At 63.9% G+C, this 18,857-nt stretch carries 15 protein-coding genes; 8 read left to right on the forward strand and 7 right to left on the reverse strand.

The window, feature by feature from the left end:
* Positions 1-11: 11 nt before the first annotated feature.
* Positions 12-350, forward strand: a complete 339-nt coding sequence (locus H1204_RS12130; RefSeq protein ID WP_180728496.1) for a GIY-YIG nuclease family protein — start codon at positions 12-14, stop codon at positions 348-350.
* 113 nt (positions 351-463) lie between these two features.
* Entirely contained in the window at positions 464-841 is a 378-nt protein-coding gene (locus H1204_RS12135; RefSeq protein ID WP_346015743.1) for an H-NS family nucleoid-associated regulatory protein, read from the forward strand.
* A gap of 104 nt (positions 842-945) precedes the next feature.
* Here the strand turns inward: H1204_RS12135 and ppa are convergent, their stop codons facing one another.
* Positions 946-1,473, reverse strand: coding sequence for an inorganic diphosphatase (ppa, locus tag H1204_RS12140; protein WP_180728498.1), 528 nt, complete (start codon positions 1,471-1,473; stop codon positions 946-948).
* A gap of 309 nt (positions 1,474-1,782) precedes the next feature.
* On the opposite strand from ppa, the gene H1204_RS12145 reads away from it, so the two are divergent.
* From H1204_RS12145 to H1204_RS12155, 3 genes are all read left to right on the forward strand, one after another.
* Entirely contained in the window at positions 1,783-3,222 is a 1,440-nt protein-coding gene (locus tag H1204_RS12145; RefSeq protein ID WP_180728499.1) for an aldehyde dehydrogenase family protein, read from the forward strand.
* Positions 3,223-3,279: 57 nt separating this feature from the next.
* A complete protein-coding gene (locus H1204_RS12150) occupies positions 3,280-4,038 on the forward strand; it encodes an SDR family oxidoreductase (protein WP_180728500.1) in 759 nt (252 codons plus the stop codon).
* Between the two features lie 213 nt (positions 4,039-4,251).
* Positions 4,252-5,571 (forward strand): MFS transporter, encoded by a 1,320-nt coding sequence (locus H1204_RS12155; protein WP_180728501.1) that lies wholly within the window; start codon positions 4,252-4,254, stop codon positions 5,569-5,571.
* A gap of 224 nt (positions 5,572-5,795) precedes the next feature.
* Here the strand turns inward: H1204_RS12155 and H1204_RS12160 are convergent, their stop codons facing one another.
* From H1204_RS12160 to H1204_RS12175, 4 genes are all read right to left on the reverse strand, one after another.
* Positions 5,796-6,986 (reverse strand): heme biosynthesis protein HemY, encoded by a 1,191-nt coding sequence (locus tag H1204_RS12160; protein WP_180728502.1) that lies wholly within the window; start codon positions 6,984-6,986, stop codon positions 5,796-5,798.
* A gap of 2 nt (positions 6,987-6,988) precedes the next feature.
* A complete protein-coding gene (hemDX, locus tag H1204_RS12165) occupies positions 6,989-9,049 on the reverse strand; it encodes a fused uroporphyrinogen-III synthase HemD/membrane protein HemX (RefSeq protein WP_243468622.1) in 2,061 nt (686 codons plus the stop codon).
* Entirely contained in the window at positions 9,049-10,032 is a 984-nt protein-coding gene (hemC, locus tag H1204_RS12170) for a hydroxymethylbilane synthase (RefSeq protein WP_180728503.1), read from the reverse strand. Before hemC ends, hemDX begins: the two co-directional genes overlap by 1 nt.
* A gap of 134 nt (positions 10,033-10,166) precedes the next feature.
* Entirely contained in the window at positions 10,167-10,553 is a 387-nt protein-coding gene (locus H1204_RS12175; protein WP_243468483.1) for a hypothetical protein, read from the reverse strand.
* Positions 10,554-10,649: 96 nt separating this feature from the next.
* On the opposite strand from H1204_RS12175, the gene ppc reads away from it, so the two are divergent.
* Positions 10,650-13,550, forward strand: a complete 2,901-nt coding sequence (gene ppc, locus H1204_RS12180; protein WP_243468484.1) for a phosphoenolpyruvate carboxylase — start codon at positions 10,650-10,652, stop codon at positions 13,548-13,550.
* 292 nt (positions 13,551-13,842) lie between these two features.
* Here the strand turns inward: ppc and H1204_RS12185 are convergent, their stop codons facing one another.
* On the reverse strand, positions 13,843-14,913 hold the full coding sequence (locus H1204_RS12185; protein WP_180728270.1) for an IS30 family transposase: 1,071 nt from the start codon (positions 14,911-14,913) through the stop codon (positions 13,843-13,845).
* 672 nt (positions 14,914-15,585) lie between these two features.
* Positions 15,586-16,338 (reverse strand): class I SAM-dependent methyltransferase, encoded by a 753-nt coding sequence (locus H1204_RS12190; RefSeq protein WP_180728505.1) that lies wholly within the window; start codon positions 16,336-16,338, stop codon positions 15,586-15,588.
* Positions 16,339-16,489: 151 nt separating this feature from the next.
* Here H1204_RS12190 and H1204_RS12195 point away from each other — a divergent pair, with 151 nt between their 5' ends.
* Positions 16,490-17,302, forward strand: coding sequence for a helix-turn-helix transcriptional regulator (locus H1204_RS12195; protein ID WP_091780438.1), 813 nt, complete (start codon positions 16,490-16,492; stop codon positions 17,300-17,302).
* 117 nt (positions 17,303-17,419) lie between these two features.
* Positions 17,420-18,826, forward strand: coding sequence for an argininosuccinate lyase (gene argH, locus H1204_RS12200; RefSeq protein ID WP_180728506.1), 1,407 nt, complete (start codon positions 17,420-17,422; stop codon positions 18,824-18,826).
* Positions 18,827-18,857 lie beyond the last annotated feature (31 nt).

The following is an 18,857-nucleotide window of genomic DNA, read 5'->3' on the forward strand; positions in this document are numbered from 1 at the left end:
AGGCGCGCGCCATGCCGTGGTTTCTGTATCTGATCGAATGCTCGGACGGCAGCGTCTACACGGGCATCGCCACCGACGTCCAGGCCCGTTTCGACAAGCACTGCAGCGGCACGGGCGCGCGCTATACGCGCTCGCGCAAGCCGGTGCGGCTGCTGGCGTCGTTCGAACTGGCCGACCGTTCGAGCGCGTCGCGCGCCGAATACCGAGTCAAGCAGCTTGCGCCCGCGCAGAAGTGGGAACTGGCGTCGGGTGCGCGAACGCTCGAATCCGTGCTGCCTGCTGCAATCGAGGACGTCGCCGCCGGCGAACCAGCGGCTGGCGAAGAAGCGGCTGGCGAACCAGAAACCTGAGGCGGCGCGGCTTGTGCGTCGCGTGCAACAGTGTTTTCAAGATAAGCATCTCGACGCCGTTTTGACTCGAACAGATACTTTCGTCACTGCAACGGCGTCGCTCACCTCAGAACCTGCGACGCTCCCATACCCGACGCGATACCCAGACCTCTCGAGGTGAAAAAATGGACGAAAGAAAGCGTGACAGCATGATTGCCTATTTGCGCCACCGCATGGCGAAGGTCGGCATCAAGGTGGCCGACCTGGCTGCGGCGCTTGCCGAAGAGCGGCGTCGTCAGCAATCGGTGCGTTATCGCAGCCCATTTGGCGAAACGTGGGACGGCAACGGCGCGATGCCCCAGTGGCTCAGCAACGCTGTCAGCGCCGGGCAATCGCCGGAACACTTTGCCGTCGACAAGCCGGCGAAAAAGGTCAAACAGGAACGCCCGACTGTTGACTGGCGCAACGACCCGTTCGCAGGCAGCCGCCTCGCGACTGTCAGCCCGCGCTAAGGCAGCGCGGCATCTGATCCGTGCACGCGCTGCGTCGGATCGATAGCGCAAAAAAAGACGCTCCCGAAGGAGCGTCTTTTTGCAATCAGGCTCGAAAAACGCGCTTACTTCTTGTAGTTCGCCGCGCCTTCCGAGATTTCCTTGTGCGCGGCTTCGATGCCCGCCCAGCCTTCGACCTTCACCCACTTGCCCTTTTCGAGCGCCTTGTATTGCTCGAAGAAGTGCTTGATCTGGTCCTTCAGATATTGCGGTACGTCGTCGATCGACTTCAGGTCCGCCGTCATCGGGCAGATCTTGTCGTGCGCAACGGCGATCAGCTTCGCGTCGACGCCCGACTCGTCCGTCATCTGCAGCATGCCCAGCGCACGCGCGCGCACCACCGAGCCAGCCAGCAGCGGGAACGGCGTGATCACCAGCACGTCGACGGGATCGCCGTCGCCCGACAGCGTCTGCGGGATGAAGCCGTAGTTCGCGGGATAACGCATGCCCGTGCCGATGAAACGATCGACGACGAGCAGGCCCAGATCCTTGTCGGCCTCGTACTTCACCGGGTCGCTTTGCGCCGGGATTTCGATGATGACGTTAAAGTCTTGCGGGAGGTCTTTACCAGGGGGAACGTGATTGAAGCTCATGGCGCTCTCTGATCAGGAAGAAATGGGAATAAGGCGCACGGCGCGCGCTGCGTCTCCATACGGGACACGGCGCCGCAACCCGGACACTGCGGAATGCGCCATTATAGCCAATCGGCCGATGACACCCGCGTGGCGATCAGCGCGATAATTGTCTTACGCGTGTGGCAGTACCGGTCGGCCGCACGCCTGGCCGGCCGCCGCGCTTCGCCAAAGCCTGCGCAACGCAACCGCCGTCGCCTGTCCTTTTCGTCATCTCTTCGTTGTTTCTTTCGATGTCCGCCTGACCGCCCAACCGGGCAAGGAGCATGTGTGGAAGAAGCGAAACACTTTATCGGCGGTGAATGGACCGCGTCGTCGAACGGGGAGACGATCCCCGTCATCGATCCCTCCGACGGCCAGCCGTTCGCCACGCTCGCGCGCGGCACGGCCGCCGACATCGACATCGCCGTCCAGACCGCGCGCCGCGCCTATGAGGGCGCATGGGGCGCCGTGAGCGCCGCCGAGCGCGGACGCCTGCTCTACCGCCTCTCGATGCTCGTCGCCGCCTGCCACGAGGAACTGGCGCAGCTCGAAGCGCGCGACACGGGCAAGCCGCTCAAGCAGGCGCGCGGCGATGCTGCCGCGCTCGCGCGCTACTTCGAGTTCTACGCGGGCGCCGCCGACAAACTGCACGGCGAAACGCTGCCCTATCAGAACGGCTACACCGTCTTCACGATCCGCGAGCCGCATGGCGTGACGGGTCACATCGTGCCGTGGAACTACCCGATGCAGATCTTCGGGCGCAGCGTCGGCGCGGCGCTCGCGGCGGGCAATGCGTGCGTCGTGAAGCCCGCCGAAGATGGGTGCCTCTCTGTGCTGCGCGTCGCCGAGCTGGCGGCCGAAGCCGGCCTGCCCGCGGGCGCGCTCAATATCGTCACCGGCTTCGGACATGAAGCGGGCGCTGCGCTCGCGCGCCATGCCGGCATCGATCACATCTCGTTCACCGGCTCGCCCGATACGGGCAAGCTCGTCACGCAGATGGCCGCCGAAAACCACGTGCCCGTCACGCTCGAACTGGGCGGCAAGTCGCCGCAACTCGTCTTCGCGGACGCCGATCTCGACGCCGCGCTACCCACGCTCGTCAACGCGATCGTGCAGAACGCGGGGCAAACCTGCTCGGCGGGCAGCCGCGTGCTGATCGAGCGGAGCATTTACGAGCCGCTACTCGACCGACTGGCCACTGCGTTCAATGCGTTGCGCGTCGGTCCGGCGCACGCAGACCTCGATTGCGGGCCGCTGATCAGCGCGAAACAACAGCGCCGCGTATGGGATTTCCTCTCAGACGCGCAGCATGACGGCATCGCGATGGCGGCGCACGGCGAAGTGATCGCGGAAGCGCCGGAAACTGGCTTCTATCAGGCGCCGACCTTGTTGCGCGACGTGCCGCCCACGCATCGGCTCGCGCACGAAGAAGTGTTTGGTCCCGTGCTCGCCGCGCTACCCTTCGCCGACGAAGACGAAGCGCTGACGCTTGCGAACGGCACGCCCTACGGGCTCGTCGCAGGTGTCTGGACGCGTGATGGCGGCCGGCAGATGCGCATTGCGCGCCGCGTGCGCTCGGGGCAGGTGTTCATCAACAACTATGGCGCGGGTGGCGGCGTCGAATTGCCGTTCGGCGGCGTGAAGCATTCGGGACACGGCCGCGAGAAAGGCTTCGAAGCGCTGTATGGCTTCACGGTGCTGAAGACCGTCGCGATCAGGCACGGCTGACGCACGACCGACTCACGACAACCAAGCGTTTTTGCACTTACAACAACAGGAGACATCATGCGGTTGACCGGCAAAACGGCCATCGTCACGGGCGGCGGCTCGGGCTTCGGCGAAGGCATCGCGAAGACATATGCACGCGAAGGCGCGAACGTCGTCATCAACGATCTGAACGGCGCAGCGGCCGAACGCGTCGCCAGCGAAATCGCGCTGGCGGGCGGCAAGGCCATCGCGGTCGCGGGCGACGTGACGCGCGCGAGCGACTGGAGCGCGTTGCGCGCCGCCGCGATCGAGGACTTCGGCAGCGTGCAGGTCGTCGTCAACAACGCGGGCACCACGCATCGCAACAAGCCCGTGCTCGACGTGACGGAAGACGAATTCGACCGCGTGTATGCCGTCAATGTGAAGAGCATCTACTGGAGCGTGCACGAGTTCGTGCCGTACTTCCGCGAGCAAGGCGGCGGCGTGTTCGTCAATATCGCGTCGACGGCGGGCGTGCGGCCGCGCCCGGGCCTCGTCTGGTACAACGGCAGCAAGGGCGCGGTGATCGTCGCCAGCAAGGCCCTGGCTGTGGAGCTCGGGCCGGACCGCATCCGCGTGAACTGCGTGAACCCGGTGATCGGCGAGACGGGTTTGCTGACGGAGTTCATGGGCGTCGAGGACACGCCCGAGAACCGGCAGAAGTTTCTGGCGGGCATCCCGCTCGGCCGCTTCTCGACCCCGCAGGACATCGCGAACGCCGCGCTCTATCTCGCATCCGATGAAGCGGAGTTCATCACGGGCGTGTGTCTCGAAGTGGACGGCGGACGCTGCGTGTAGCACAGCGGGCGGCGAGCGCCTGCCCTCGCCGCCCGGGAAAAATGCGCCTTAACCTTTGAAAACTCGGTGTTTTCCCCGACGCTGGGGCGGCTATTCAGCGCGCGTTGAAAGATTAGAATCGCGAACGGCGGTACGACATTTCCACAATAACGAGCTTTGCGTAAGACCAGCGTGAAGCGCTGCCGCGCCGACGCCGGTCGATAGGAGACAAGCGTGTCCAGTCCTGCGAATCCGCTCCACCATCCCGGCGCAGGGGCGCCGCCTTCCACCTTCGAAGAGGCGACCTACAGAAAAGTCGCCTGGCGCCTGACGCCGCTGTTGATGCTCAGCTATGTCGTGGCCTATCTGGACCGCGTGAATGTTGGCTTCGCGAAGCTCGGCATGAGCGCCGACCTGGGCCTTTCCGACGCTGTCTACGGCTTTGGGGCGGGGATATTCTTCATCGGTTATTTCATCTTTGAAGTGCCGAGCAACGTGATTCTGCATCGCGTCGGCGCGCGGGTCTGGATTGCGCGAATCATGGTGACGTGGGGGATCGTGTCGATGCTGACGATGTTCGTCACCACGCCGACGATGTTCTACGTGATGCGCTTTCTGCTCGGCCTGGCGGAAGCGGGCTTCTTCCCCGGCATCATTCTGTATCTGACGTACTGGTATCCGGCGCACCGGCGCGGGCGCATGACGACGTGGTTCATGACGGCGATTGCGATTTCGGGCGTGGTTGGCGGGCCGATCTCAGGCTACATCCTGAAGTCGTTCGACGGCGCGAACGGCTGGCATGGCTGGCAGTGGCTTTTCCTGCTCGAAGGGATACCGTCGATCATCGTCGGCATTCTGGTGTTCATCGTGCTCGACGACCGCATCTCGAAGGCGAAGTGGCTCACGAAGGAAGAGCGCGAACTGCTGGAGCGCAACATCGCTGCCGAAGACGCGACGAAGGAAGATCATGCTATCGGCAAGGTGATGCTGAGCCCGCGTGTGCTGATGATGAGCCTGATCTATTTTTCGTTCGTGATGGGGCTTTATGGTGTGAGCTTCTGGTTGCCGACGATTATCAAGGCGACGGGCGTCACTGACGCGTTCACGATCGGGCTGTTGTCGGCGATACCGTTTGCTGCTGCCGTGGTCGCGATGGTGTTTGTTGCGCGCAGCGCCGATCGTTTGCGGGAGCGGCGTTGGCACGTTGCTGTGCCGGGATTTGTGGGGGCGCTTGGGCTTGTGCTTTCTGTCGTGTGGGCGCATGACACCACCCTGGCGATGGCTGGGCTTACGCTTGCTACGATGGGCATTCTTACTACGCTGCCGCTGTTTTGGAGTTTGCCTACTTCGTTTCTTGCTGGTACGGGCGCGGCCGCAGGGATTGCGCTGATTAATTCCATCGGGAATCTGGCGGGGTTTCTTAGCCCGTATGCAGTGGGCTGGCTCAAGCAGGCTACCTCGGGGAATGCCGCTGGGATGTATATGCTCGCGGCGTTTATGGTGCTTGGTGGAGTGCTGGCGGTTAGTGTGCCTTCCAGGCTAGTGAATAAGTGAGCACTGCCGGTGCTTTTGCCGGTTTTTTGACTTTGCTCTGGCATCCGACTGTTTGACTTTGTGGCGCGGCCGGGTTGGTTTGCTTGTTTTGCCGCTGGCATCCGCGCTACGGTGTTTGCCATTCAGGCGTCGCCCCTGTGCGGGGCGACGCGTGAAGCAAGCTAACAAATCGCGGATGCCAGCGAAAAGGCAAAACACTGAACCGCGTCGCAGACAAAAAAACCTCAAACCACATTCATAGCCAAAGCACTTTCCCGATAATGCGCACTAGCCTTATCAGCATCTCCGAGTTGCTCATGCAACCTCGCCAACGCCCGATGCGAACGAATCTTTAAAGTCTCGTTATCAGCAAGCTTGAGCGCCTGCTCAAGAAACGACTGCGCCTTCCCCCACAACTGCTGATGCAGACACAACCGCCCAAGCGCAAACATCAGATCCGCGTCGTCAGGACGCTCCTTTCGCCAGGCTTCAGCCTTCTGAATCAACGGCAGCGCGTCACCGCCAGTGGTATCAGGATAACGCCGCAACAACCGCGCATCCCAATTCTGCGCAAGCGCCTCTTCAACAATCTTCCGTGCGTCCTGCGGACGCCCCAGCGCCACGAGCAACTCAGCCGCAAGATCCGCAAGCCGCGGCGAATGCCGCTCGACAGGTGTCAGCGAATGCCACAACTCGAGTAGCGCGTCCGCATTGTGCCTGCGATCGCGCAACAGATTCTCCGCCGCAAGCTGCCGCAAACGCACGGCAACAGCGGGGTGAATCGCCTCGCGCTTTTCCAGCGTCTTCACGAGCTTGAGCACCTCGCCCCAGTTCTTCAACTGCTGCTGCGCACGCAATGCAATCTGCTGCGCATGAATGCGGCGACCGCCCTGCGACTGCATTTCAGTCAGCGCGAGCAACGCTCCGTCAGCATCGCGGCCATCGGCACGCATGTCGGCCGTTGCCATCAGGCGCGCGTCCTGCCAGTCAGCCGAATCGATCTGCGCGAGATATTCGTCGCGGCGCGCGTACTCGTGCATCCGATGCGCGGCGTTCGCAGCGATCAGCCCCGCCGCACCCTTGTTGTCGGGATTGGTGAGCGAGTCGCGCGCAGCCTTCTCGGCGCGTGAGAAGCGGCCCGCGTACAGATTGCCGATCGCATCGCGCAACGCCGCATGCGCCTTCGCGACCCGCTGACGCGCACGGTACGCCGCGACGCGCTGCGGCATGCGCCAGATGTTGCGCACGATGCGCAGCAGCGCATAAATCACGATGAACGCGACGATGATCCCGACGATGAACAGGTTCAGCGAAATATCGATCCGATACGGCGGATAGACGAGCAACACCTGCCCGGTGTCGAAGCGACCGACGATCGCGAGCACCACGGCGATCGCGAACAGGAAAGCGAGCCAGAGAAGTCCACGCAGCGCCATGATTAACCCCGCGTCCGGTATTGATGCACGGCCTGCAGGCTCGTATCCAGGTTCGGCACGTCGACAGCGCCCGAGCCGTCGTCGATCTGCTTCACGAGGTCGCGCACCGTCTGAACCTGCTTCGACGACGCATCGAAGTAGCGCTCGAGCGCATTGTCGGCGGCGTGAAGGTCGGACTTGAGCGTCGTCTGGTTGCGCGCGAGCAGCGCGAGACGGGCGGACAACAGGCGCATCTTCAGGTTTTCACGCATGAAGTAGCCCTGATCGGGCGCGACGAGCATCGCGTCGGCGTGATCGATGCGGCGCACCTGCACGAGGCTCGTCAACTGCTGGCCAATACCCGCGACGAGCTGGTTCCACCACACTTTCCACTTCGGTTCGCCCGTGGCGGCCGCGACGCGGTCGACATCCTTCGGCGTGGACGCGTGCGGCGTGGCGTGTGCAATCGGCGCTTCGCCCGAAAGCGGCAGCTGGTCGATCTGATCGATCGCGTCGTCGAGCTTGATGGCGAGCCCCGTCAGGTCAGTGGACGGCGCGGATTTCAGCTTGTCGATGTCCTGCGCGATCGCCTTGCGTACGGCCAGCACCTGCGCGCCGTCCGACGCGGCGAGGCGCGTGTCGGCGCTCTGCAGCGCGAACAGCGCGAGCTGCGTGTTGCCCGTCAGTTGCAGCTGCTCGCTCGCGGCCGACAGCATCTGGCCGACTTCGGCCATCGTCCAGTCGTCGCGATTGCGCGCGAGATCCGCGTATTGCTGCTGCAACGCCTGCTGCGCGTTCTGCGCGTCGGCGAGCTTGCCCTCAAGCTGCGCGATCTGCGCATCGGCCTGACGCACGGTGGCGACGGCCTGCTCGGTCTTCACGCGCAACTCGGCCGTCTGCGAATCATTGGCCTGCTGGCGGTGCGACAGCTGCTGATCGAGCTTGATGACCCGGCGGTTCAGCGCAAGGCCGCCTGCGACGGCCGCGATGAACACCAGCGCGATCACCACCCACAGCAGCGCGTTGCCCTTGGGCTTGGCCTGCTGCATTTCGTAGGGCACAAAGGGTTGATTCGGCGGCAGCGCAGTGGCGGGCCGCGGCGCGGAGTTGGACGTCGGGGGCGTGGGGGTCGTGGATGCGTTGGTATCAGACATGCGTTCTTGTGCCGGGTTGGACTGGACCGGTTGAACTTCAAAAGGGGCCGCGAGAGACAACAGCGTACGGGCGATCCGTTCATCGCCCGCACCGGACACCGTAATGCTATCAAAACCCAATGCCCGCGCGGTTTCCGCGATGCGCGGATGGGGCGCGACGAACATCGCGCGCTTCAGGTGCGTCTGCTCGCTCGCCGTGAGGTGGTCGTGCGCGAGCTCGGCGAGATTGCGCACGCCCTCGGAACTCGTCACGAGCCACGCGTGCGGCGTCTTCGCTTCGTCCGACAGCAGCGTGTGGATGCGCGACCATGCACCCATCGACGGGTCGGGCACGAGGCGCCGGTAGGCCGCGACCGTCTCGACTTCGGCGCCCGCTTCGCGCAGGCGGTCGGCGAGCCATTCGCGGCCGCCGTCGCCGCGCACGATTAGCACGCGCTTGCCTTCGAAGGCGTTGTCGCCAAGCGACACTTCAATCGCCGCATACAGCGCCTCGGAGTCGAAGCGCGCACCGTCGTGGTCATCGGCCGATGTGGCCGGGCTGATCACCTGGTACGCGGGGGCTTCGACGCCGTGCTTCGCGAGCGCCGCGACGCTGCCTGGACCGACCACGCCGACGGGCAGCGCGTGCGGCCAGATCGCATCGTGGCTCGAAAATGCGTAATCGACGGCATTCGGCGACACGAAGACGACCAGTGCGTATCGGTCGAGCGAGGCGAGCGCCGCGCGCAGCGGCGCTTCGTCGTCCGCTGCGGCGATATCGATCAGCGGAAATTCGACGGTCGCGACACTCGCGTCGTGCAACGTCTTCGCAAGCGCGTCGGACTGTCCCGCCGGACGGGTCAGCACGACGGTCAGATGCGTCGCATGCGATGCGCCTGTGCCGTCCCGGGACGGCAATGCGTCGGGTATCGGGTTCGAGTCGGCCGCCATCACGCGGAAGCAGCCGGGCCGCTCGCCGTGGTGAGCGCGCGGACTATTTCGAGTGCGCCCTGCGCTTCGAGCTGGCGCGCGACCTCGCGGCCCAGTTCGAGCGCGGCGCCCGTGGTCGGCGCGGGCGCGGAGGCTTGCGCGGACAGCACGCGCTGGCCGTCAGGCGTCGCGACGACGCCGCGCAGATGCAGCGCGCCGTCATGCCAGGTCGCGTAAGCGGCGAGCGGCACTTCGCAGCTGCCGCCCAGCGCGCGCGACACCATGCGCTCCGCTTCGACCGCGGCCGCCGTGTGCTCGTGATGCAGCGGCGCAAGCCATGCGGCGAGGTCGGCGCGGTCCGCGCGAATCTCGATGCCGAGCGCGCCCTGGCCGGCTGCGGGCAGGCTGTCGGCGGGATCGAGCAGCGAACGGATGCGGTCGGCGAGGCCCAGACGCTTGAGGCCGGCCGCCGCCAGAATGATGGCCGCGTAATCGCCACGGTCGAGCTTCGCGAGGCGCGTGTCGAGATTGCCTCGCAGCGGCTTCACGACGAGTTCGGGATAGCGCGTGCGCAGCATCGCTTCGCGGCGCAGGCTCGACGTGCCCACCACGCTGCCGGGCGGCAACGCGGCCAGCGAGTCGTACTGGCTGGAGACGAACGCGTCGCGCGGGTCCTCGCGCTCCAGGATGGTCGACAGCGCGAAGCCTTCAGGCAGTTCCATCGGCACGTCTTTCAGCGAATGGACGGCGAGATCGGCGCGACCGTCGGCCAGCGCGTTCTCCAGTTCCTTCACGAACAGCCCTTTGCCGCCGACCTTCGACAGCGTTCGATCGAGAATCTGATCGCCACGTGTCGTCATTCCGAGGATTTTTACGTCACAAGATGGATATAATTTGTGCAGCGCACACCGCACATGCTCGGCTTGCCACATGGCAAGCCGGCTTTCCCGCGACGCAATGACTAGCGTGGTGGGCGGAGTGGGCGCAAGCGTCTCGGAATTCATTGTTTGATTCATTGAACGACGGGATGTGATAACAAACAATGTTAGCACGCGCTTTGGCAACCTCTCGCTGGCCGCACGGCCATGCCAAAGCAGCGCGACGGCAGTTGCGTGAGACGGTAGTTGGCGCTATGCGCTCACTTCTGTCGAGCGCCGTAGAACCAGAGGAGACAGGCCTGCGGATTCATCCACGCAGCGCCGTCCATAGCCGCATCGATCGTGACTCGCGTGGCCGCCAGAAGCCCCAGCACGGTCGTTCGCGCGTCGAAGCGCCGCATGCGCGATGATTTAATGCGGCGCAGCACGCGCAACCGGCTCTCCTCCGCCGCGCGCGACGCATCGCTGACAGGCTTTGAGCGCAGTCCCCCGCTGTACCCGCAGTTGCAGTTCACCATTCTTAGACCCTGGCTTTCCTGAGGAAACATCGTGACGTCTTCCGGATCGGCGCGCCCTGCCCGCCGCACTACTGCCTCGCCCGATGCCGTCAATACTGCATCGGCCGCTCCCGCCGCTTCCGCTGTCAAGGCCGCCAAGGCCCTGAAAGCAACGAAAGCCCTCGACTCCGGCAAAACCGGCAAATCCACGAAGACCAAGGCGCCGCCAACGGCGTCTCGAAACGAATGAAACCCGACGGCGCCGGCAAGCAGGAAGCCGCGCGCGCGTCGAAAGAAGCGAAGAACGGCGCCGCGCCGCAGGTGAAGGACAATGCCCGCACGCGCGAAGACAAGGACCAGCCGCTCTTCGAAGACATCCGCTATCTCGGACGGCTGCTCGGCGACGTGGTGCGCGAGCAGGAAGGCGACGCCGTGTTCGACGTCGTCGAGACGATTCGTCAGACGGCTGTGCGCTTTCGCCGCGAGGACGACAGCGTCGCCGCGCAGGCGCTCGACAAGAAGCTGCGCGCGTTGTCGCCGGAGCAGACGGTAAGCGTCGTGCGCGCGTTCAGCTACTTCTCGCACCTCGCGAACATCGCGGAAGACCGTCATCGCAATCGCCGGCACCGGATTCACGATCTGGCTGGCTCGACATCGCAGCCGGGAACGATCGCGCATGCGCTCGACCGGCTGGTCGAAGCGAACGCCGCCGCGACGCCCGTGCTGCAGCAGTTCTTCAACGACGCGCTGATCGTCCCCGTGCTGACGGCCCACCCGACGGAAGTGCAGCGCAAGAGCATTCTCGACGCGCAGCACGACATCGCGCGCCTGCTTGCCGAACGCGACCAGCCGCTGACGGCGCGCGAACGACTGCAGAACGAATCGCTGCTGCGCGCGCGCGTGACGTCGCTGTGGCAGACGCGCATGCTGCGCGACTCGCGCCTGACGGTCGCCGATGAAATCGAGAATGCGCTGTCGTTTTACCGCGCGACGTTCCTCGAAGAAATTCCCGCGCTCTACGCCGACATCGAAGAAGCGCTCGTCGAGCACGGCCTCGACGCCCGCCTGCCGCCCTTCTTCCAGATGGGCAGCTGGATTGGCGGCGACCGCGACGGCAATCCGAACGTCACGGGCGAGACGCTCGAAAACGCGATCACGCGCCAGGCCGCGGTGATCTTCGAGCACTATCTGGAACAGGTGCACAAGCTCGGCGCGGAACTGTCGGTGTCGAACCTGCTGGCGGGCGCGAGCGACGAACTGAAAGCGCTCGCGGAAGCGTCCCCCGATCACTCGCCGCACCGCACGGACGAACCGTACCGGCGCGCGCTGATCGGCATTTACACGCGGCTCGGCGCCAGTGCGCGCGTGAGGCTCGGCGAAGGCGTGGTGCCGCTGCGCAGCGCCGGCCCCGGCGCGCCGAAGATTCGCGCGACGCCCTATGACGATTCGTCCGAGTTCGTGCGCGATCTGCACGTGCTGATCGATTCGCTCACCGAGCATCACGGCGCGTCGCTGGCAACGCCGCGTCTGTCGCCGTTGACGCGCGCCGCCGAAGTGTTCGGCTTCCACCTGGCGAGCATCGATCTGCGCCAGAGCTCCGACATCCACGAAGCGGTGATCGCGGAGCTGCTGCGGCGCGCGGGTGTCGAAAGCGACTATGCGGCGCTTTCGGAAGCCGACAAGCTGCGCGTGCTGCTCGCGGAACTCGCGCAGCCGCGCCTGCTGCGTTCGCCCTATGTCGAGTACTCGGATCTGGTGAAGAGCGAACTTGGCGTGCTCGAACAGGCGCGCGTGACGCGCGAGAAGTTCGGCGCGCGCGCGGTGCGCAACTACATCATTTCGCACACGGAGACCGTGAGCGATCTGGTTGAAGTGATGCTGCTGCAAAAGGAAGCGGGGCTGCTGCAAGGCGCGCTCGGCAATCCGGTCGATCCGGCGCGCGCGGGCCTGATGGTGATCCCCCTCTTCGAGACGATTCCCGACTTGCGCAACGCGTCGCACATCATGCGCGACCTGCTGGCGCTGCCGGGCATCGATGCCATCATCGAGAACCAGGGCAACGAGCAGGAAGTGATGCTCGGCTATTCGGACAGCAACAAGGACGGCGGCTTTCTGACGTCGAACTGGGAGTTGTACCGCGCGGAACTGGCGCTGGTGTCGCTGTTCAACGAGCGCGGCATCACGCTGCGGCTGTTCCATGGACGCGGCGGTACGGTCGGACGTGGCGGCGGCCCGACCTATCAGGCGATTCTGTCGCAGCCGCCGGGCACGGTCGATGGGCAGATACGCCTGACGGAACAGGGCGAGGTGATCGCCAGCAAGTTCGGCAACCCTGACATCGGCCGACGTAATCTGGAGACGGTCGTTGCGGCGACGCTCGAAGCGTCGTTGCTGCCGCACGGCAATGCGCCGTCGCAATTGCCCGACTTCGAGGAAGTGATGCAGACGCTGTCGGATGCGGCGATGGCGTCGTACCGTGCGCTGGTTTATGAGACGCCGGGCTTCACTGAGTACTTCTTCTCGTCGACGCCGATTGCGGAGATCGCCGAGTTGAACATCGGTAGCCGGCCGGCGTCGCGCAAGCTGCAGGACCCGAAGCAACGCAAGATCGAGGATTTGCGGGCGATTCCATGGGGCTTCTCATGGGGACAATGCCGGCTGCTGCTGACGGGCTGGTATGGGTTTGGTAGCGCGGTTGCTGGATGGCTCGAGGCGGCGGGCTCGAATGTCGAGCGTGAACGTCGTGTGAATCTGCTGCGCAAGATGCATAAGGCGTGGCCGTTTTTTGCGAACCTGCTGTCCAATATGGATATGGTGCTGGCTAAGACTGATCTCGCGGTGGCGTCGCGCTATGCCGCGCTGGTGGCTGATAAGAAGCTGCGTAAGCATGTGTTCGAGCGGATTGTCGCGGAGTGGGAGCGTACGTCTAATGTGCTTTCTGAGATCACCGGGAAGAAGGAACGTTTAGCGGATAATCCTTTGCTGGCGCGGTCTATCAAGAACCGGTTTCCTTATCTGGATCCGTTGAATCACTTGCAAGTGGAGCTCCTTAAGCGCCATCGCGCTGGGGATGATAATGTCCGCGTGCGGCGCGGGATTCATTTGACTATCAATGGGATTGCGGCTGGGTTGAGAAATACGGGCTGAGCTTTTTTCTTGTCCTGCGGACGGCGGTTCTCTTTTTGGGGGCCGCCGTTTTTTTTGGTTTTTGCTTTGGTTTGGTGTGCTTTGCTTTTTTCTGGCATCCGCGGGGTGGTGCGTTTTGGCTTTGCGCTGGCATTCGCGGGGTGGTGCGCTTTGCCTTTTCGCTGGCATCCGAGGGGTGGTGCGCTTTGCCTTCGCGCTGGCATCCGCGATTCGTTAGCGTGCTTCACGCGTCGCCCCTGTGCGGGGCGGCACCTACTTTTCTTTGCCGCCGCAAAGAAAAGTAGGGGCGGTTTCAAAGACCAAGTGCAACAGCGGGGTTGATTTCGATTCCCTGTTTCTTGCAGTTTTCAATAAAGGCTTGCGCAGGCGTTCTCCAGCCGAGAGTCTTGCGTGGACGGGTGTTCATCTCGATAGCAATCAGGTCAAGCTGACGCTGTGAGAGCACGGACAGGTCCGCGCCTTTGGGCAGGTACTGGCGCAACAGACCGTTGGTGTTCTCACAGATACCGCGCTGCCACGGGCTGTGTGGATCGCAGAAGTAGATGCGGATGCCCGTCGCTTTGGCCAGTTCCTTGTGCAGTGCCATCTCCTTGCCCTGATCGTAGGTCAGCGTCTTGAGCAGTTGCGGGTCAAGCGGCGCGAACGCCGCGCTGTAGGCCCGCAACGCCTCTTCCGCTGTGCTGCCATCCATTTTGACCAGCATCAGGAACAGTGTGCTGCGATCGATCAGCGTGCCCACCGCCGAGCGGTTTGCTGCACCCTTGATGAGATCGCCTTCCCAGTGTCCGGTAATCAACCGCTCGTTTGCCTCGGGCGGACGCACGTGGATGCTGACCATGTCGGTGAGCTTGCCTCGTCGGTCTTCACCGTGCGAGCGGGGTCTGCGCGTGCTGCGCCCCCGTCTGAGAAGCGCGATCAGCTCGCGTTTAAGCTCGCCCCGAGGCATTGCGTAGATGGCGTGATAGATGGTTTCGTGAGATACGTTCAGGGTGGGCTCGTCCGGATGCGCCAGCTTCAGTTGCGCACTGATCTGCTCGGGTGAATGGTGTTTGCTCAACAGTTCGCGCACTTGCGGCCACAGCGCTCCGTCGATGTGCAGTTTGCGCTCCCGCCGTGGCTTGCGCCGCAGTCTGCCTGCCCGCAAACCCGCACGTCTTGAATTGTAGCCGCCTGCGATCGCAGGGCGTCCCATCACAGAGCGCTCGTGGGCCGGTTTCCAGTCATTGCGCCTCAGTTCACGACTGATCGTACTTGGTGAGCGCAAAAGAGCACGCGCGATCTCGCGCGTGCTCTTGGCCTCAAGCTTCATTGTAAAGATCACACCGCGCTCTTCGGCGCTCAGATGTTCGTAGTTCTTTCCCATGCAACGTATCCTAAACGGAAGTGTTGCACTTGCATCTTGAAACCGCCAGGCAAAAGAAAGCGGCTCACACCGCCAACATTTCTTCCTGCCTGAGGGCCCCCAACCGGTCCCTCACTTCACACGGCAACCTTCCTGTTCGCGTTCGTTGCCAACGCTCTTGCGCTGCGCCTCACCCGCTTCACGCACCCGCGTTGCAGCACGCCGTGCCAGATAGTCCACTGCCGCCCAGGTGGCAAACTGTGTGTAGGCCGTAGTACTGCACGCACCTCACTCCGGACCGATAGAGCATGCGTCCCACCCCGTAAGAGCGCCACCCCATACGCCGCCACAACCTACACACAGTTTGCCACCTGGGCGGCACATACCATTCGCTGCCACTAGCTCGTGTATGGGTGTTTGACGTGGGTGAGGCGCTCATTCGAAGCGCTGGCAACGCGGGCGAACAAGTGCGCTGCCGTGTGAAGTGAGGGACCGGTTGGGGGCCCTCAGGCAAGAAGAAATGTTGGCGGTGTGAGCCGCTTTCTTTTGCCCCTACTTTTCTTTGCGGCGGCAAAGAAAAGTAGGTGCCGCCCCGCACAGGGGCGACGCCTGAAGCTAGATAACGCAATCGCGGATGCCAGCGCAAAGCCAAAAGCAAACCACATAGCGTCGCAGACAAAAAACCCCCAAACCTCAATACGCCTCAATCATCAAAGCATCGAGCTTAAAGGACCCATCTTCCTGAACAGTGAAATACTCACGAACCTCATCCGGGGCGGAAGCCCATAAAGACCGAATAGCAACAACCCGCGCCTCAGGCGTGCGCATCCGTGCGACCCACGACGCAAACTCAATATCGAGCCGCCACCGCTCGCGCGCCACGGCCTCAAACCCTGCGGCAGCAAAAAACGCCACCCACTCATCCGCACGATAGTCACGAATATGCGACCCATCGCGCAACACCTCGACAGCCTGAAGATGCGTATCGAGCAACGGATGCTCGCTCCCAGCAATATCAATGAACATCACACGCCCGCCGGGCTTCAAAACCCGCCGCACTTCGGCGAGCGCCAACGGCACATCGTGCCAATGATGCGCGCTCATCCTGCTGACGACCCAATCGAACGAAGCATCATCGAACGGCAGCTTTTCAGCCGCGCCTTGCTGCGTACGAATATTCGACAAACCGCGATCAACCGCAGCAGAAGCAACCGTAGCCAGCATCTGCGGCGCAATGTCGTAAGCCACAACAGATCCAGCAGAAGCCGCAACCGCAAAACTCGCATGCCCCGCCCCGCATCCCATATCGAGCACCGCCGCACCCGGCGTCGCGGCCACAACGGCCGCCAGCGTCTGCAAATCCGCGCCCGTCGCGTGTACCTGGCTCGTCAAATACGAGGCTGCCGTCGAGCCGAACGCGTCGGCTACCTGATCGTGATGCTTCATCGTGTGCTCCAGTGCCTTCAGGCCTGTTTGTGAGGATAGGGTCAAAGTCGCGAAGCGTCTCGCCTGTCGCTACAATAGAGGCCGCCCTGTACCAGTACAAGTCAAGCAATTATTCTGGTATCGACATTACCAGCCATCGCCGTCCCGTCACATGACCACGCCGTCCCCCGCCGATTCCGCCCCGCCGCTCGACGCGTCGCCCGCCCGCGCGCTCGGCGAGTTCATCCGCGCCCATCGCGAGCGCCTGTCGCCGCAAGCCGTCGGCCTGCCGCCCGGCCCGCGCCGCCGCACGCCCGGCCTGCGGCGCGAGGAAGTCGCGCAGCTGTGCGGCGTGAGCCCGACCTGGTACACCTGGATCGAACAGGGACGGCCCGTGTCCGCGTCCGCCGACGCGCTCGCGCGCATCGCCGTCGCGCTGCAGCTCTCGCGCGCCGAGCGCGCGTATCTGTTTGAACTCGCCGCGCAGCGCGACCCGGCCGAGCCGGACCCCGCCGCCGCCGATACCCCCGCCATGCTGCTCAAGACCGTGCAGCTCGTGAGCGCGCCCGCCTACGTGCTCGACCGCCAGTTCACCGCGCTCGCGTGGAACGAGCCCGCGGCGGACCTGTTCGTCGGCTGGCTCGACGGCGAGCACGACCGCAACCTGCTGCGCTATACGTTCCTGTCGCCGGATGCGCGCAGCCTGATCGTCGACTGGGAAATCCGCGCGCGGCGTCTCGCCGCCGAATATCGCGCCGATTCGATCCGCCATCAGAACGACGCGCCCACGCGCTCGCTGATCGACGAACTTTCCGCCTCGAGCGACGCGTTCGCGCGCTTCTGGGCGTCGCAGGACGTCAACGAGCGCGAAGGCGGCCAGCGCCGGTTCAACCATCCGCGCGACGGCCACGTCGTCTACAACCAGATCACCTTCAAGCCCGCGCACCGCGAAGACCTGAAGCTCGTCGTGCTGATGCGCGAATGAGTTTGCCCGGCCACCCGGAAGCCGCCCGCACGGCGGGTGTTAAAATCGTTGTCTCCTTCGAGGCGGCGCCGTCTCCACGCGCCGTCAGCGTCTTCACCTCGCATACTGCCCATCACCATGACGTCCCAACTGCATAAAAAAGGCGAAGCCTGGTCGGCTCGCTTCTCCGAGCCGATGTCGGAACTCGTCAAGCGCTACACGTCGTCGGTCTTCTTCGACAAGCGTCTCGCGTTCGTCGATATCGAAGGCTCGCTTGCGCACGCGTCGATGCTGGCCGCGCAAAAGATCATCAGCGCCGACGACCTCGCGGCAATCCAGCGCGGCATGGCGCAGATCAAGGGTGAAATCGAGCGCGGCGAGTTCGATTGGCAACTCGATCTCGAAGACGTGCACCTGAACATCGAAGCGCGCCTGACGGCGTTGATCGGCGATGCCGGCAAACGCCTGCACACGGGCCGCTCGCGCAACGACCAGGTTGCGACCGACATCCGCCTTTGGCTGCGCGGCGAAATCGACCGTATCGGCGATCTGCTGAAGGATCTGCGCGTCGCGCTGCTGGACCTCGCCGAAAACAACGCGGGCACGATCATGCCGGGCTTCACGCACCTGCAAGTCGCGCAGCCCGTGACGTTCGGCCATCACCTGCTCGCCTACGTCGAAATGTTCTCGCGCGACGCCGAACGCATGGTGGATTGCCGCAAGCGCGTGAACCGTCTGCCGCTCGGCGCGGCGGCACTCGCAGGCACCAGCTATCCGATCGACCGTCACGCCGTCGCGAAGACGCTCGGCTTCGACGGCATCTGCGCGAACTCGCTCGACGCCGTCTCCGACCGCGACTTCGCAATCGAATTCACGGCGGCCTCGGCGCTCGTCATGACCCACGTGTCGCGCTTCTCCGAAGAACTCGTGCTGTGGATGAGCCCGCGCGTCGGCTTCATCGACATCGCCGACCGCTTCTGTACCGGCTCGTCGATCATGCCGCAGAAGAAGAACCCGGACGTGCCCGAACTGGCGCGCGGCAAGACGGGTCGCGTGAACGGCCACCTGATGGCGCTGCTCACGCTGATGAAAGGCCAGCCGCTCGCGTACAACAAGGACAATCAGGAAGACAAGGAACCGCTGTTCGATACCGTCGATACCGTCGCCGATACGCTGCGCATCTTCGCCGAGATGGTCACGGGCATCACCGTGAAGGCGGACAACATGCGCGCGGCTGCGCTGCAAGGCTTCTCGACGGCAACCGATCTCGCCGACTACCTCGTCAAGCGCGGCCTGCCGTTCCGTGACGCGCACGAAGCGGTCGCGCATGCCGTTCGTTTCTGCGAACAACGCGGATGCGATCTGGCCGACCTGTCGCTCGACGAGATGAAGGCTGAATTGCCGAACGTCGCTTCGTTGCTGGGCGACGACGTGTTCGGCTATCTGACGCTCGAAGGTTCGGTGGCGAGCCGCAATCATCCGGGCGGCACCGCGCCGGATCAGGTGCGCGCTGCCGTTGCAGCTGCGCGGGCCGCGCTCGGCTAGGCCGCTTCCATTCGGCTGCTGAAAGGCGAAC

The organism is Paraburkholderia sp. PGU19, from assembly GCF_013426915.1.
Lineage (GTDB): Bacteria > Pseudomonadota > Gammaproteobacteria > Burkholderiales > Burkholderiaceae > Paraburkholderia.